Origin of the sequence: Vibrio xiamenensis (genome assembly GCF_900100015.1) — a bacterium.
Taxonomy (GTDB): Bacteria; Pseudomonadota; Gammaproteobacteria; order Enterobacterales; family Vibrionaceae; genus Vibrio; species Vibrio xiamenensis.
The window spans coordinates 106,195-121,557 of sequence record NZ_FNDD01000002.1; the positions used below are offsets into that span (position 1 = coordinate 106,195).

The window sequence follows — 15,363 nt, forward strand, 5'->3', positions numbered from 1 at the left end:
GTAGATATGGCTTGGCGTCCAGTCCCAAACTGCTAATCAAACTATCACTACCAAAAACGACATGCAACAAATTATTAACCTAAAACTGAAAAATAATCAGTCACATAATGCGATTAAAAAATCACAAATCAGCGGAATATTCTAACATCGGTGCATATTTAATAAAAAGCCCACTTTTCCAATTAATGTTCACTTTTTCAGATTATGCTGGAAACAAGATCCAGTTCAATTATTCAATGCGTTATCTATACAGGTTGCAGATTAATCGCGGTAATAATCTAGGAAATATCACGGATTGAAAGAATATTTCATCTTAAATATCAGGAAGGTGGCAAGTTATGGCTTAGTTTGTAGTTTTATTTCACATTCAAACTTAAAGTGATCTAAATCAATCACCCTAAAGGGTAGCCAAGATAAACTCGCCACTATAGAACAGTGTCTTTAAAGCGAGATTTGCTTTGACCTCAAACTTTTAAATTGAGCTCAACGAATACGTGCCAGAAGACAAACTTCGCCTCTGCAGCTTGCAGAATAAACCATAACGGGCGGTGGATTTTTAATACAAACCATTACCCACAAGCATGAACCACTTTGTGTAATAAGAGGGAATCTATGTCAGACGCAGTCAATAAACCGCACTCTGATTCGGATATCGAAACAAAAAGCTACAGCGAACTCCACCGCCCAGCTTCCGAGTTTGCTAGTCGATCAGATTATCTGGATCACGAGCTCCAAATAATGAAACCACGCCGTTTTGGCCTAAACCTTCCTGGTCGTGATTTCCGTTTTGAACTGGAAGACCTAGTTCCTGCACTTGCTGGAACCATAGGCATCATCGCGATGTACTCTGCGGTAATGATGTCATGGGCTGATGGTTTAACTCAGGCATGGGACCATGTACACCTAACCAAAGAGTTCGCCATCGAAGTGGCACGTGTGGAAATGTTAATTCCTGCACTGCTATTTTGTATTTTAGCCTCCGGCGTATTCAACCCGAAAGCAAACCTTGCTGGTAACCACGGCCCGATGATTCCTTTGATCGGTACCATCGCTCTTGCCGGTGCTCACCCTCTCGCTCTCGCTATTTTGATCGGTATTTTCGGCCTTTTACTTTCCTTCTTTAAAGGCGGCTCGAAACTCGTCAACCTCACTTCCGAAGGTACCGCAGGCGGTTTGCTTATTTTCTTAGGCTTAACCGGTACCATCAGCCAAATCAACTCTATTCAGGCATGGGCCGTTGGCCTTCAGTCTGCCGATGTCGCTGCGGGTAGCATGGGTTATGTTGGTTTAGTCGTGCTTGGTATCACTGTCGGTATCTACGCTTTCCTTGCAAAAATTAACATGCGTTGGCTAGCCATCCCTGTTTGTGCATTTACCGGTCTCGCGATTGCCCTGTTACTGGGCGCGGGTTTCGACATCGTATTTACCACCAAAACAGGCTTGCCAAATCTTAACCCAGTTTACTGGTGGGGTAGCACAGAACAAGGTTGGATGTTGGGACTACCGAATGTTGAGCACTTCATTGCATCACTTCCGTTCGCCATTCTTGCGGTTGCAATGTGGTCACCTGACTTCCTAGGTCACCGCATCTTCCAAGAGATGAACTATCCGAAGAAGACCGACAAAGTATTGATGGACGTTGATGACACTATGACCATGTGTTCGGTTCGTCAAATGGTCGGTACCGCGGTCGGTGGTGGTAACATCACGTCATCTTGGGGAACTTACATGATCCCTGCGGCGATTGCTAAGCGCCCTATTCCGGCTGGTGCCATCCTGTTAGGTTCGCTGTGTATTATTGTTGCAATTCTTGGTTTTCCAATGGACGTTGCGGTTTGGCCACCAGTAATGCGTGTTGCACTTCTTGTTGGCGTATCACTACCTCTACTTGAAGCGGGTATGCAAATGGTTCGTGATACTAAAGATTCACAAGCTGCGGGCATTTGTATCTTCGCATCGATTGTTGCCAACCCGGTACTCGCTTGGGCTCTGACCATGTTCCTAGACAACAATGGCTTAATTGGTGATAAAGAACGCGCGGCTCGCTTGTCATTCATGGATAAGATCATTATCCCAGTGACTGTCTTTATTATCTGTCTCGTTGCGATGCTAGCGGTCGGTATGCTAGAAGCGCAATACGGCTTAAAAGCTTGGCTGTAAAAGATAAATCCGATTGGGTAGCGCACGTCGCTACCCTTTTTTTTAAGCCCAATTTTTGAAAAGCAATTTTTTTAACTGAATGATTACTTTTTGTTCGAGATTACGCGTTTTTTTAGTTTTTATTGATTTAGTTTAAGGTTTGTAATTTTTTTTTAGTCTAACTTAAGAGGTAAGGAAGAGGATTCCTACAATCTAGACAGTAATTTCCGAGTAACAGCATCTATAGTTTTAGGGACGAGATTTGAAGCTATATATATTGTTATTTATACAGAGTGTACTGGCTCTATTTGATTAGAGGCACTGGCTCAACAGTGTATCAGTACGGGTTTTTTCTACTAAAAAGGTAGGTATGTCATGGCAGAGCAATTTGCTAAAGCTTGGGAAGGTTTTGCTGCAGGTGATTGGCAAAACGAAGTCAACGTTCGTGATTTCATTCAAAAAAACTATACACCTTATGAAGGTGACGAATCTTTCCTAGTTTCTGAAGGTACTGAAGCGACCAACACGCTTTGGGCTAAAGTAATGGAAGGTATCAAACAGGAAAACGCGACTCACGCACCTGTTGACTTCGATACTTCTGTTATTTCTACCATCACTGCTCACGATGCAGGTTACATCAACAAAGATCTTGAAACTATCGTTGGTCTACAAACTGAAGCGCCTCTAAAACGCGCTATCATCCCTAACGGTGGTATCCGTATGGTTGAAGGTTCTTGTAAAGCCTATGACCGTGAACTCGACCCGATGGTGTCAAAAATCTACACTGAATACCGTAAAACACACAACCAAGGTGTTTTCGATATCTACACTCCTGACATCATGAAATGTCGTAAATCAGGCGTTCTAACTGGTCTTCCAGATGCTTACGGTCGTGGCCGTATCATCGGTGACTACCGTCGTATCGCGCTTTACGGTATCGACTTCCTGATGAAAGACAAATTCGCACAATTCACTTCTCTACAAGAGAAATTCGAAAACGGCGAAGATCTACAAATGACTATGCAACTTCGTGAAGAAATTGCAGAACAACACCGTGCTCTAGGCCAAATCAAAGAGATGGCAGCAAAATACGGTTGTGACATCTCTCGTCCTGCAGAAACAGCGCAAGAAGCAATCCAATGGACTTACTTCGGCTACCTAGCAGCAGTTAAATCTCAAAACGGCGCAGCAATGTCTCTAGGTCGTACTTCGACTTTCCTAGACATCTTCATTGAGCGTGATATCGCAGCAGGTAAACTGACTGAAGACCAAGCTCAAGAAATGATCGACCACTTCGTAATGAAACTACGTATGGTTCGTTTCCTACGTACTCCTGAATACGATGAGTTGTTCTCTGGCGACCCAATCTGGGCAACAGAATCAATGGGTGGTATGGGTCTTGACGGACGTACGCTAGTTACTCGTACTAACTTCCGTTTCCTAAACAGCCTATACACTATGGGTCCTTCTCCAGAGCCAAACATCACTGTTCTTTGGTCTGAGAAACTACCTGAAGGCTTCAAACGCTTCTGTGCAAAAGTGTCTATCGATACTTCATCTATCCAGTATGAAAACGATGACCTAATGCGTCCAGACATGAACTCTGACGACTACGCTATCGCATGTTGTGTATCACCAATGGTCGTTGGTAAACAAATGCAGTTCTTCGGTGCTCGTGCAAACTTGGCGAAAACCATGCTTTACACCATCAACGGTGGTGTGGATGAGAAACTGAAAATCCAAGTCGGTCCAAAAATGGACAAAATCGCTGGTGAATACCTAGATTACGACGAGTTGTGGGAAAAAATGGACCACTTCATGGATTGGTTAGCAAAACAATACGTGACAGCGTTGAACTCTATCCACTTCATGCATGACAAATACAGCTACGAAGCGTCTCTAATGGCTCTACACGACCGTGATGTGAAACGTACAATGGCTTGTGGTATCGCTGGTCTATCTGTTGCAGCTGACTCTCTATCTGCAATTAAATACGCGAAAGTGAAACCAGTTCGTGACGAAGACGGTCTAGCAATTGACTTCGAAATCGAAGGCGATTTCCCTAAATTTGGTAACAACGACCCACGCGTTGATGACATCGCATGTGAACTTGTGACTACATTTATGAACAAGATTCGTGAGCTGAAAACTTACCGCAACGCGATTCCGACTCAATCTATCCTAACTATCACTTCTAACGTGGTATATGGTAAGAAAACAGGTAACACACCTGACGGTCGTCGCGCAGGCTCTCCATTCGCACCAGGTGCCAACCCAATGCACGGCCGCGATGAGAAAGGTGCAGTAGCATCATTGACTTCAGTAGGTAAACTACCATTTGCTGACGCTCAAGATGGTATCTCTTACACCTTCTCTATCGTACCTAACGCACTAGGTAAAGAAGAAGATAGCCAACGTTCAAACCTTGCTGGCCTAATGGATGGTTACTTCCACCACGAGTCTGGTATTGAAGGTGGTCAACACTTGAATGTGAACGTTCTAAACCGCGAAACACTACTAGATGCAGTTGAGCACCCAGAGAAATACCCTCAATTGACTATCCGTGTATCAGGTTACGCTGTTCGCTTCAACTCTCTGACTACAGAGCAGCAACAAGACGTTATCGCACGTACTTTCACTGAATCTCTATAAGATTCACTGCTAAGTTTCAAAGCCCCGCCCAGTGCGGGGCTTTTTGTTTTGCCTTGCTGTCAGGTTTTCCTCATGACCACTTAAGTCAAAAGCATCAATTTTATCGGTCAAAATCTCACTTTATCGGTTTGCAAATGGTTTACTATGAGACGTCTTTTGCCAACTTGATGATTGTTCATGCATACACGCCATTTGTTACCGCTGCTTTTGCTATCTGGCTCTTCGGTTTTCGCTTCAACCCAAAGCACCGTAGCTTTTTCCTTAGACAATGACGGTATCTATGGCGTCGACCAAGATTACACCAATGGCCTATTTCTCAATTACACCTCAGCGCAAATCACACCGCCCTCTTGGCTATCGATGCTTAGCCTTTCCGATGCCGAGCACAGCTCGATAGATAAATGGCAACTGACATTAGCCCACAAAATCTGGACGCCTTCCGATATTGAAATTGACGCGCCAAGCGCCAATGATCGCCCTTATGCGGGCTACTTCCATGGCGAACTCAACTATCTCAGCCTAACCACAGAGCGCGTTCAAAAGTTCAATTTAACCCTAGGGATGACTGGCAAACATTCACTGGCGGACAAAGCGCAAAAACTGGTTCACGGCATCACAGGTTCCGATGACCCGAATGGTTGGGATTACCAAATTGAAAGTAAAGTCGCGGGGAGTCTTGGCTATTTAAATCACCAAAACTTAAAGCGTGGACAAATGACACTCAATTCAGAGTGGGAAGTTTCAAATGTATCAGAGATCAATGCAGGGAATTTTCGCAGCGACGTCGCAACCGGTGTGATGTTTCGCTGGGGAACCGATTTGGACCACAATATGGGCGCGGCCAACATCAGTAATGAACATCCGTTTCAAGCCGGTATGATTGGCAATTCCAAACACGCTTGGTTTGTCTTTAGCGGCATTGAAGCACGTTACCGCTTCAATGATATGACCATCGAAGGGCATCGCCCAGCGATTGAGAATAACCCAGCGATTAGCGATCCAACCGTGTACGATGTTGACCTTGAGCATTTACAGGCCAGTGCCGTACTTGGTGTTGCTTGGTACAATCAACACTTTGGCGCCAGCTTTACGACTACGATAAAAACCGCAGATTATAAACAGGCCACCACCGATATCTACGGTACTGGCGGCCTGTCATTGTTTGCGTTTTTCTAGTCGTTCGTATTAGCTATTCAAGGCTACACGGTAAATTTCTGGCAATCTTGACTTAAGCTGGTAGAGCGCTGATTGACTAACTCACTGATGTTTTTTAGCTGTCCGTTGTTTTCTTCCAACTCTTGCATTGCCGCAGAAATTTGCGTCATGTTGTCCGCCATCGACTGGCTGGTTGTAGCAAGCTCTTTGATTGAGTCAAAGATTACTTCGGTTTTTTGCGCCGCATCATCGGCTTTTTCGGTAATCTGGGTCATGGCTTGCATCGCGCTGTGGCCACGTTCGCGCCCCATTTCCATCGACTTTTCCGACTGACCGATATATTGAATCACTTCTGCGCTCTCGTGCTTCATCTTCTCAATCGTGCCGGAAATATCTTCAACCGCTGTCACCGTGCGCACCGCGAGGCTACGAACTTCATCCGCCACCACAGCAAACCCGCGACCTTGCTCCCCTGCGCGCGCCGCTTCAATGGCCGCATTGAGCGCCAGCAAATTAGTTTGTTCCGCAATGCTATTGATAATGTCCATCACGGTATCGATTTTACTCGACGCCTGTTCTAACTGCGTAATATGCTGCGACGCCGACTCGAGAATATGCCCAATGTCTTCAATCGACTGAATTGCCGAACCAATGATTTTGGAGCCCTCAGCCGCGGCTTGAGTCGATGCACGACTGACTTCCGCAACAAATTCCAGTGAGTTAGAGACCTCTTGCGTGGTTGCACTTACCTCTTCTGTGGCCGACGCGAGCAATTGTGTTTGTCCAAGCACTTCTGATTGGCTGAATGCGAGTCGATCCAATCCTTCATTCAATTCAGACGCATTTGCCGATAACGCATGGGAACTATCTTGCACTTCATGGACCAATGCGCCGAGATTTTCACAGCTGGCGTTAATAGTCTGCGCCAATTGGGTAAATTCATCTTTATTGTTGTCGCCGACAGTCATACGCTGTGACAAATCACCAATCGAGACGGCTTTCATGACCTGAGTGGTTTGATTGAGAGAACGAGTTTGAGTGATACCGATAACAATGAAAGAAGCAATCGAAAAAAGCGCCAAAATGCCGCACGCCAGCAAAACAGACCACACGGTTTGGCTGGCATCTGCATTGGCGGTTTCGCGATAGGTTTGGCTCATGCTCTTGAGCTGTTCACCAACCCCTGAAACCACTTCTTTCATGCGCTCTTCAGTGGCTAACAAAGTGCTTTCTGCTTGTTTAACTTGCTCAGATAACTCATTGACTCGTAAAAAGGTTTGTTTAAATTGGTCGACTTCCTTTTGATACAGATCCAGCATGGCGTAACTGTTCGACATGTTGACGAAAGTACCTAAGGCGCGATTAAAGAGTTTGAGATTGTTATCACTAGGTTGGAGCAAGTAATTTTGCTGCGCTTTGATCATGGCTTGGAAATCGGAGTTTATCGTCACCATGCCCGTTTCATTGATTTTGTTCTCGATGATCGAAGCCAAAGACTTCAATTCACCAAGTTTGCCTTCTTCAACTGAGAAGCCAAGTTCTCCTTTGAGGTCAAACCAAGGCAACACCGCTTGCTGGTACTGCGAGACACTGTCGCTTAGCTGCGTCGCCGAATCCCCTAGCCCTACTTCGCTTAAAAACGCAGTGTCGTTACCCACATTGTCAGTAATCTGTTCTAAGCTCTGTTTTGCATTCGCAACATCACTGTTGCTCATTGATTTGAGTTCACTGGCTAAAGTCAGAATATCGCTTTGTAATTGCAATATAGATACCGACCCTTGTGCAACCTCCGAACTTCGCTGGTATTGCTGACTCATGCCGTTTAAACGTGAAGACGTAAACAACGCCAGTACAACAAATCCCAAGGTAAGAATAACGAGGAATAACCCCATCTTTTGTCTCTGGGACAAAGCAAGCATATGCATGAAAAATCCTTAATCATCATATAGATGAACTTCTAGTACTTCCTGTCTTAAAAAATTTATTCTTGTGTAGTGCTTTTGTAGTAATTATTGCGATTTTATATCACACAATTCGTGAATATGTTGATATTTTCAACAGCAATTTTCTTATCAATGAACCGAGAAATGCTATTTAATCCTTACAATTTATAATAAAATACCAGTTAAAATTTCCAATAAGAGATGAGCTCATGTCAACAACTGGTCGTATCCATTCCTTTGAGTCGTGCGGAACAGTCGATGGACCCGGAATTCGCTTTATCGTGTTTATGCAAGGGTGTCTAATGCGCTGTATGTATTGCCATAATCGCGATACTTGGGATACCCATGATGGTAAAGAAATTACCGTTGACGAAATCATCAACGAAGCAAAAAGCTATCGTCATTTTATGAAAGCGTCGGGTGGCGGCGTGACCTGCTCCGGCGGTGAAGCCATGCTACAACCAGAATTTGTGCGCGATTTTTTCAGGGCAGCGCAAGCTGAAGGGATGCATACCTGCTTAGATACCAACGGCTATATTCGTAAACACACTGAAGTGATTGATGAAGTGCTTGATGCCACCGATCTTGTCATGTTGGATCTCAAGCATATGAACGATGAAGTCCACCAGCAATTAATCGGAGTTTCCAATCGTCGTACTCTGGATTTTGCCCGTTATTTAGCCAAAATCGGTCAAACAACTTGGATTCGATACGTCATTGTCCCTGGTTATACCGATGACGAAGCGTCTGCTCATTTACTTGGTGACTTCATTAAAGATATGAAAAATATCGAGAAAATTGAGCTACTTCCCTATCACAAACTCGGCGCTCACAAATGGGAAGCACTCGGTCTTGAATACCCACTGGAAGGCGTCGAACCACCATCAAAAGAGACTATGAATAAGATTGTCGCCGTCTTAGAGCAGTATCATTCGAATGTAAAATATTAATATTTGGGGTCACATTATTGATAAAAATGGCGGCTCTGCGATAAAAAAATACCACTCTTATAAGAGTGGTATTTTTTTGAGTCGCGCCTTTGATTATTGAAATTTTTATCGCTGCAATTTTAATTGTCGTCACCACATATTGGGTAAAAAATGATTTTGCTCGTGTGTTTTGGCCAAAGTTTACTGTGGAACGTCGTTTCCAACATCTAACACTCGCCGTACTCGTTGTGATCACTCTGCTTTGGTCGCTACGAGCTGGTATATTGGCTGGTCTCGACATCCATTTTCTCGCTTTAACGGCACTCGCTATGATGTATGGCTGGAAAACCGCTTTCGTCTTAACACTGCCGATCAACATAATGCTGACGCTACTTGGAATCGATCATACCGCTCTTCAACCTTCGAACTTATTGATTTCTAATCTAATTCCGCTTGTCACAAGTTATCTCATCTTTATGGCAAGCCATCGATGGTTGGCGCGTAATATTTTTGTTTTTATTTTTGTTTGTGGGTTTATCAATGGCGCAATTACAGGAAGCTTACACTTGGCGATTAGCGCGGCATACTTATCCTTAACTGAACAATATCACTGGCAAGTAATTTATGATAATTATCTGATATTTATAGTGTTAATGCTTTTCCCGGAAGGATTACTCAACGGTATGGCATTAGCCATGTTGAGTGTTTTCAAGCCTGAATGGCTGAGAGTTTTTTCAGACCGAGACTATATTTACCATCATTCTCAAAAAGACTAATCACATATTTTCAATTTCGAGGCATTTTTGCGAGCAAACATGTGGTGAGATCATGTTTCACGATGACGACTAAGGCTACTCTAAGTTCATAACGAATTGATTAGATTTTAGATAGTGAGGCAACCATGGAAATGACCAATGCTCAACGTTTGATCCTATCAAACCAATATTTTTTAATGTCGCAGCTCAACCCTGAAAATTCAGCAAAATATCAACGCCTTCAAAATATCGTTGAACGCGGTTATGAACTGCAAATGCGCGAAATCATGAAAGATTTTGGCTGTGTGAAAGAAGATGAATGCCGTGAAATCATCGACATCATGGAGATGTATCACGCGATGCAAGAGTCTTACAACATGCTGGCAGAAAATGCCCAAGGTGACGTAGACAAACGCCGCTTGACTTTCTTAGGGTTCGATATTGCAACCGAAGCCCATTTGGTGCATTACGTACGCTTTTTGATCGATTCTGAAGGTCTGTATCCGCAATTTGATAAAGGCGAACATCACTTCAATAGCCAAACACCTATGCTAGATAAATATCGTCGTATGCTAGTTTGTTGGCGCAATTGTCCACGTCAATATCATTTGTCTCCAGCGGAATTCCGACAAATTTTTAACGCATAAATTATGCTTTTATGTTCTCAGAGGCCGCAATTTTTGCGGTCTTTTTTTGCTTTATTTTTGTTAAATTTCAAATAAAAATCTGGCAGTTACCGCAAATCAACGAGATAATTCGGTCAAATACTCGCCTCCTACCATCTAAAATTCCTTTTTTGAACGGATTTAAAATCCGGCACCCCCTTCACGTTTTGTAAATAAACATATCTTTTTTAAGCAAAATTCATAGAACCAACTAGTCTTAAATATAAAGGATTTGCAATTCAATGCGGGTTGATTGTCGTAAGACAAGTTCAGAGGGGAATTCATTATGAGTATTTTCGACCACTTCCAAGCACGCTACGAAGCCGCCAAAGATGAAGAGCTTACGCTTCAGGAATTTTTGACGCTTTGCAAAGACGATAAAAGTGCTTACGCCAACGCAGCAGAACGGCTATTAATGGCAATAGGAGAGCCAGAACATATTGATACAGCGAAAAATTCTAGGTTAAGCCGTATCTTTTCAAATCGAGTCATTTCTCGTTACGAAACATTCAAAGACTTTTATGGCATGGAAGAAGCAATTGAACAGATTGTTTCTTACCTTAAACATGCCGCTCAAGGATTAGAAGAGCGTAAACAGATTCTTTATCTACTCGGCCCTGTCGGCGGTGGTAAATCGTCTTTAGCTGAGAAATTAAAAGCACTTATGCAACAAGTGCCTATCTATGTGCTGACTGCGAACGGTAAACGCAGTCCGGTTAACGACCATCCATTTTGTCTGTTTGATGTCAACGAAGACGGCGAATTGTTGAAACAAGAGTACGGTATCGATAAACGCTACCTTCGCTCGATCATGTCGCCTTGGGCAGCGAAACGCCTACATGAGTTTGGCGGTGATATCAGCAAATTTAAAGTGGTTAAAGTCCGTCCTTCAATTTTAGATCAAGTGGCAATTGCTAAAACCGAACCTGGCGATGAGAACAACCAAGATATTTCTTCACTGGTGGGGAAAGTCGACATTCGTATGTTGGAGCATTATTCACAAGACGACCCAGATGCCTACAGCTATTCTGGTGCTCTCTGTAAAGCCAACCAAGGTGTGATGGAATTCGTCGAGATGTTTAAAGCGCCGATCAAAGTTCTTCACCCACTCCTTACCGCAACTCAAGAAGGGAACTACAACGGGACTGAAGGCTTATCTGCTTTACCATTTGATGGAATGATTTTGGCCCACTCGAATGAATCAGAGTGGCAAACGTTCAAAAACAACAAAAATAATGAGGCATTCTTAGACCGTGTATACATCGTCAAAGTCCCTTATTGTCTGCGTGTTTCTGAAGAAGTTAAGATCTACCAAAAACTCTTGGATCATTCAGAGCTTTCCCATGCTCCGTGCTCACCAAGTACACTCGATTTACTATCGCAATTCAGTATTCTTTCACGCTTGAAAGATCCTGAAAACTCATCCATCTACTCAAAAATGCGTGTCTACGACGGTGAAACGTTGAAAGATACTGATCCAAAAGCCAAAAGCTATCAGGAATATCGCGATTACGCAGGGGTAGACGAAGGCATGTCGGGTCTATCAACACGTTTCGCATTTAAGATTTTGTCACGTGTGTTTAACTTCGACCAAACCGAAGTCGCGGCGAACCCAGTTCACCTGTTCTACGTTATCGAGCAACAAATTGAACGTGAACAGTTCCCACAAGACACCACAGAGCGCTACCTCGAGTTTTTAAAAGGCTACTTAGTACCTCGATATGTTGAGTTCATCGGTAAAGAGATTCAAACCGCGTACTTAGAGTCCTACTCAGAATACGGGCAAAATATCTTTGACCGATATGTCACTTACGCAGACTTCTGGATTCAAGACCAAGAGTATCGCGACCCAGAAACCGGACAACTGTTTGATCGTTCTGCGCTTAATAGTGAGCTTGAAAAAATCGAGAAGACGGCTGGTATTAGTAACCCTAAAGATTTCCGAAATGAAATCGTCAACTTCGTACTGCGTGCAAGAGCCAATAACAGCGGCAAAAACCCTGTTTGGACCAGCTACGAAAAATTACGTACCGTCATTGAGAAGAAAATGTTCTCCAATACTGAAGAGCTTCTTCCTGTGATTTCCTTCAACACCAAAACCTCCTCTGAAGACCAAAGAAAACACGACGACTTTGTTGCTCGTATGATGGAGAAAGGCTATACCGAAAAACAAGTTCGGTTGTTGTCCGAATGGTATTTACGAGTACGTAAATCCTCTTAATGGACTGCCTTATCGAGAAGAGTGGCTTCACCGCCACTCTTCAATGGATTGATGTTGATAAGGGGTAATTCATGGCACAATTTATCGATAGACGATTAAACGGTAAGAACAAGAGCGCGGTCAATAGACAGCGCTTCTTGCGTCGTCATAAAGAGAAAATTAAAGAGTCTGTTGCGGATGCCGTTAACCGCCGCTCAATCACCAATACTGATACCGGTGAAGATGTTTCCATCCCAGCGAAAGACATCAAAGAGCCATTATTTCATCAAGGAAAAGGTGGCTTAAAAGAGCGCGTCCATCCTGGTAATGATCAATTCATTACCGGAGATAAAATTGAACGTCCGAAAGGCGGAGGCCAAGGTGGTGGCGCTGGTGAAGGTGATGCAAGCCCTGATGGCGAAGGCGAAGACGAATTTGTATTTCAAATATCCAAAGACGAATATCTCGATATCCTGTTCGAAGACTTAGAGTTACCGAACCTTGAGAAAAACCAGATAAATCGAATTACCGAATGGAAAAGCCATCGCGCCGGTTATCAAACGGCGGGTGTCCCGTCCAATATCGCAATTGTTCGCTCACTGCAGCAATCACTTGCTCGCCGCACTGCGATGAACGCAGGGAAAAAACGTCTGGTTAACGAACTTGAAGAAGAGTTAGAACGCATAAAAAACAGCGAACCGGCTCAACTTCTCGAAGAGAAACGCATCAAAGCCGAAATTCAGGAGCTTCGCGACAAAATCAATCGTGTTCCTTTCATCGACACCTTTGATTTGCGATTTAAAAATTACGAAAAACGGCCAATTCCATCTAGCCAAGCGGTGATGTTCTGTTTGATGGATGTCTCTGGTTCTATGGATCAGGCAACCAAAGATATTGCCAAACGTTTTTATGTCCTACTGTATCTGTTCTTAACCAGAACTTATGAAAATGTTGATGTTGTGTTCATTCGCCACCATACCCAAGCCAAAGAAGTGGATGAACACGAATTTTTCTACTCGCAAGAAACTGGGGGCACCATTGTCTCTAGTGCATTAAAGCTGATGGATGACATCGTTAAAGAGCGTTATCCACTTGATCAATGGAACATCTACGCTGCTCAAGCGTCCGATGGCGATAACTGGGCGGACGATTCTCCACGCTGTCGTGAACTGTTAGTAGAACGATTGCTTCCAAGCTGCCAATACTATTCTTACATCGAAATCACCAAGCGATCTCACCAGACTCTTTGGCATGAATATGAAAAACTCGCCTCAGGCTTTGATAACTTCGCAATGAAAAACATACGCTCTGTTGAGGACATCTTCCCGGTATTTAGAGAGTTGTTTAAAAAGGAAACCGCATAGGGAGACAGTATTATGACAGCAAAAACTCGCCAAAAAACCGAGGCGAACAGCAAGTTGCTTCCTGATGGACCAGATTGGACATTTGAACTACTCGAACGTTATCACACCGAAATTAGGCGTGTGGCGAACGAATATCGCCTCGATACATACGAAAACCAAATTGAAGTCATTACGTCAGAACAGATGATGGATGCCTACTCAAGCATAGGTATGCCCATAAACTATAACCATTGGTCGTTTGGCAAAAAATTCATTCAAACCGAGCAAGGCTACAAACACGGTCAAATGGGACTGGCTTATGAGATCGTCATTAACTCTGACCCTTGTATCGCTTATTTGATGGAAGAGAATACCGTGACCATGCAAGCGTTAGTCATGGCGCATGCCTGCTACGGGCACAATTCATTTTTTAAAGGCAATTACCTGTTCCAAGCGTGGACGGATGCTAGCTCTATCATCGACTACCTATTATTTGCCAAAAACTACTTGGCTAAGTGTGAAGAAAAATTCGGCGTCAACGAAGTCGAAGATTTACTCGACTCTTGCCATGCACTGATGAACTTCGGTGTCGATCGCTATAAACGCCCTGAGAAAATATCCATTGCCGAAGAAAAGGCACGCCAGGAACAGCGTGAAGCATACCTGCAATCTCAAGTGAACGAATTGTGGCGCACCGTACCTAAATCCAAAATCAAGGAGGAAGAACAACAGATTCACTTCCCGTCAGAGCCACAAGAAAATATTCTCTATTTCATTGAGAAAAATGCCCCATTACTTGAGCCTTGGCAGCGTGAAGTGGTTCGAATTGTGCGAAAAATTAGCCAATACTTCTATCCACAAAAACAGACCCAAGTGATGAACGAAGGTTGGGCAACCTTTTGGCATTACACCATCCTTAATCACTTATATGATGAAGGCGTCGTGTCGGATAAATTTATACTGGAATTCTTACATAGCCATACCAGTGTGGTCGCCCAACCGGCATACAACAGCCCTTATTTCAATGGTATTAACCCTTACGCACTCGGCTTTGCGATGTTTAGGGATATTCGCCGTATCTGTGAAGAACCAACCGACGAAGACCGCGAATGGTTTCCAGAGCTCGCGGGTAGTGACTGGCTGGAATCACTGCACTTTGCGATGCGCAATTTCAAAGACGAAAGCTTTATCAGCCAGTATTTATCGCCAAAAATCATTCGCGACTTTAAATTGTTTTCTATTGTCGATGATGACCACAAAAACTTTATTGAAGTCAGTGCGATTCACAATGAAAGCGGCTATAAAGCAATCCGAGAGAAATTGGCGTCTCAATATAACCTGAGTAATTTGGAGCCTAATATCCAAGTTTATAACGTCGATGTGCGTGGCGACCGTTCGCTAACGCTGCAATATGTTCCTCACGATAGAATCCCACTTGATGAGAGCTACCACGAGGTATTGAAGCATCTGCATCGCTTGTGGGGATTTGACGTTAAACTTGAAGAAGTCAAAGAAACAGGCCGTCGCGAAGTCATCGGCGTATGTCCAACCAAACATGAGCATACTCAACAGCCTTAGTTAG

10 protein-coding genes are annotated in these 15,363 nt (G+C 43.7%); 9 read left to right on the plus strand and 1 reads right to left on the minus strand.

Going from position 1 to position 15,363, the window contains the following annotated elements; all coding sequences use genetic code 11:
- The first annotated feature begins 612 nt into the window (after positions 1-612).
- The 3 genes from BLS03_RS02185 to BLS03_RS02195 all read left to right on the plus strand — a co-directional run bounded on the left by BLS03_RS02185 (position 613) and on the right by BLS03_RS02195 (position 5,967).
- Positions 613-2,160 carry a DUF3360 family protein gene (locus BLS03_RS02185; RefSeq protein WP_093269041.1) on the plus strand — a complete coding sequence of 516 codons (1,548 nt, stop codon included), beginning with the start codon at positions 613-615 and terminating at the stop codon, positions 2,158-2,160.
- A gap of 354 nt (positions 2,161-2,514) precedes the next feature.
- On the plus strand, positions 2,515-4,791 hold the full coding sequence (pflB, locus tag BLS03_RS02190) for a formate C-acetyltransferase (RefSeq protein WP_093269043.1): 2,277 nt from the start codon (positions 2,515-2,517) through the stop codon (positions 4,789-4,791).
- Positions 4,792-4,968: 177 nt separating this feature from the next.
- Positions 4,969-5,967, plus strand: coding sequence for a lipid A deacylase LpxR family protein (locus BLS03_RS02195; RefSeq protein ID WP_093269047.1), 999 nt, complete (start codon positions 4,969-4,971; stop codon positions 5,965-5,967).
- Positions 5,968-5,990: 23 nt separating this feature from the next.
- On the opposite strand, the gene BLS03_RS02200 is transcribed toward BLS03_RS02195, so the two are convergent.
- Positions 5,991-7,871 (minus strand): methyl-accepting chemotaxis protein, encoded by a 1,881-nt coding sequence (locus BLS03_RS02200; RefSeq protein ID WP_093269050.1) that lies wholly within the window; start codon positions 7,869-7,871, stop codon positions 5,991-5,993.
- Between the two features lie 227 nt (positions 7,872-8,098).
- On the opposite strand from BLS03_RS02200, the gene pflA reads away from it, so the two are divergent.
- The 6 genes from pflA (at position 8,099) to BLS03_RS02230 (ending at position 15,359) form a co-directional block, all read left to right on the plus strand.
- Positions 8,099-8,839: a pyruvate formate lyase 1-activating protein gene (gene pflA, locus BLS03_RS02205; RefSeq protein ID WP_093269054.1), complete on the plus strand. Its 741-nt coding sequence runs from the start codon at positions 8,099-8,101 to the stop codon at positions 8,837-8,839.
- An 89-nt stretch (positions 8,840-8,928) separates the two neighbouring features.
- Entirely contained in the window at positions 8,929-9,594 is a 666-nt protein-coding gene (locus BLS03_RS02210) for an energy-coupling factor ABC transporter permease (RefSeq protein WP_143015586.1), read from the plus strand.
- Positions 9,595-9,719: 125 nt separating this feature from the next.
- Complete coding sequence (locus BLS03_RS02215) at positions 9,720-10,220, plus strand: YfbU family protein (protein ID WP_093269057.1); 501 nt, start codon at positions 9,720-9,722, stop codon at positions 10,218-10,220.
- A 304-nt stretch (positions 10,221-10,524) separates the two neighbouring features.
- Entirely contained in the window at positions 10,525-12,459 is a 1,935-nt protein-coding gene (locus BLS03_RS02220) for a PrkA family serine protein kinase (protein ID WP_093269059.1), read from the plus strand.
- Positions 12,460-12,530: 71 nt separating this feature from the next.
- Positions 12,531-13,802: a YeaH/YhbH family protein gene (locus tag BLS03_RS02225; RefSeq protein ID WP_093269062.1), complete on the plus strand. Its 1,272-nt coding sequence runs from the start codon at positions 12,531-12,533 to the stop codon at positions 13,800-13,802.
- Between the two features lie 12 nt (positions 13,803-13,814).
- Positions 13,815-15,359, plus strand: coding sequence for a SpoVR family protein (locus tag BLS03_RS02230; protein ID WP_093269065.1), 1,545 nt, complete (start codon positions 13,815-13,817; stop codon positions 15,357-15,359).
- Positions 15,360-15,363: the final 4 nt, after the last annotated feature.

Coding starts and splice junctions, on each gene's coding strand:
- BLS03_RS02185 (WP_093269041.1), top strand. CDS start 613: ATGTCAGACGCAGTCAATAAACCGCACTCTGATTCGGATATCGAAACA.
- pflB (WP_093269043.1), top strand. CDS start 2,515: ATGGCAGAGCAATTTGCTAAAGCTTGGGAAGGTTTTGCTGCAGGTGAT.
- BLS03_RS02195 (WP_093269047.1), top strand. CDS start 4,969: ATGCATACACGCCATTTGTTACCGCTGCTTTTGCTATCTGGCTCTTCG.
- BLS03_RS02200 (WP_093269050.1), bottom strand. CDS start 7,871: ATGCATATGCTTGCTTTGTCCCAGAGACAAAAGATGGGGTTATTCCTC.
- pflA (WP_093269054.1), top strand. CDS start 8,099: ATGTCAACAACTGGTCGTATCCATTCCTTTGAGTCGTGCGGAACAGTC.
- BLS03_RS02215 (WP_093269057.1), top strand. CDS start 9,720: ATGGAAATGACCAATGCTCAACGTTTGATCCTATCAAACCAATATTTT.
- BLS03_RS02220 (WP_093269059.1), top strand. CDS start 10,525: ATGAGTATTTTCGACCACTTCCAAGCACGCTACGAAGCCGCCAAAGAT.
- BLS03_RS02225 (WP_093269062.1), top strand. CDS start 12,531: ATGGCACAATTTATCGATAGACGATTAAACGGTAAGAACAAGAGCGCG.
- BLS03_RS02230 (WP_093269065.1), top strand. CDS start 13,815: ATGACAGCAAAAACTCGCCAAAAAACCGAGGCGAACAGCAAGTTGCTT.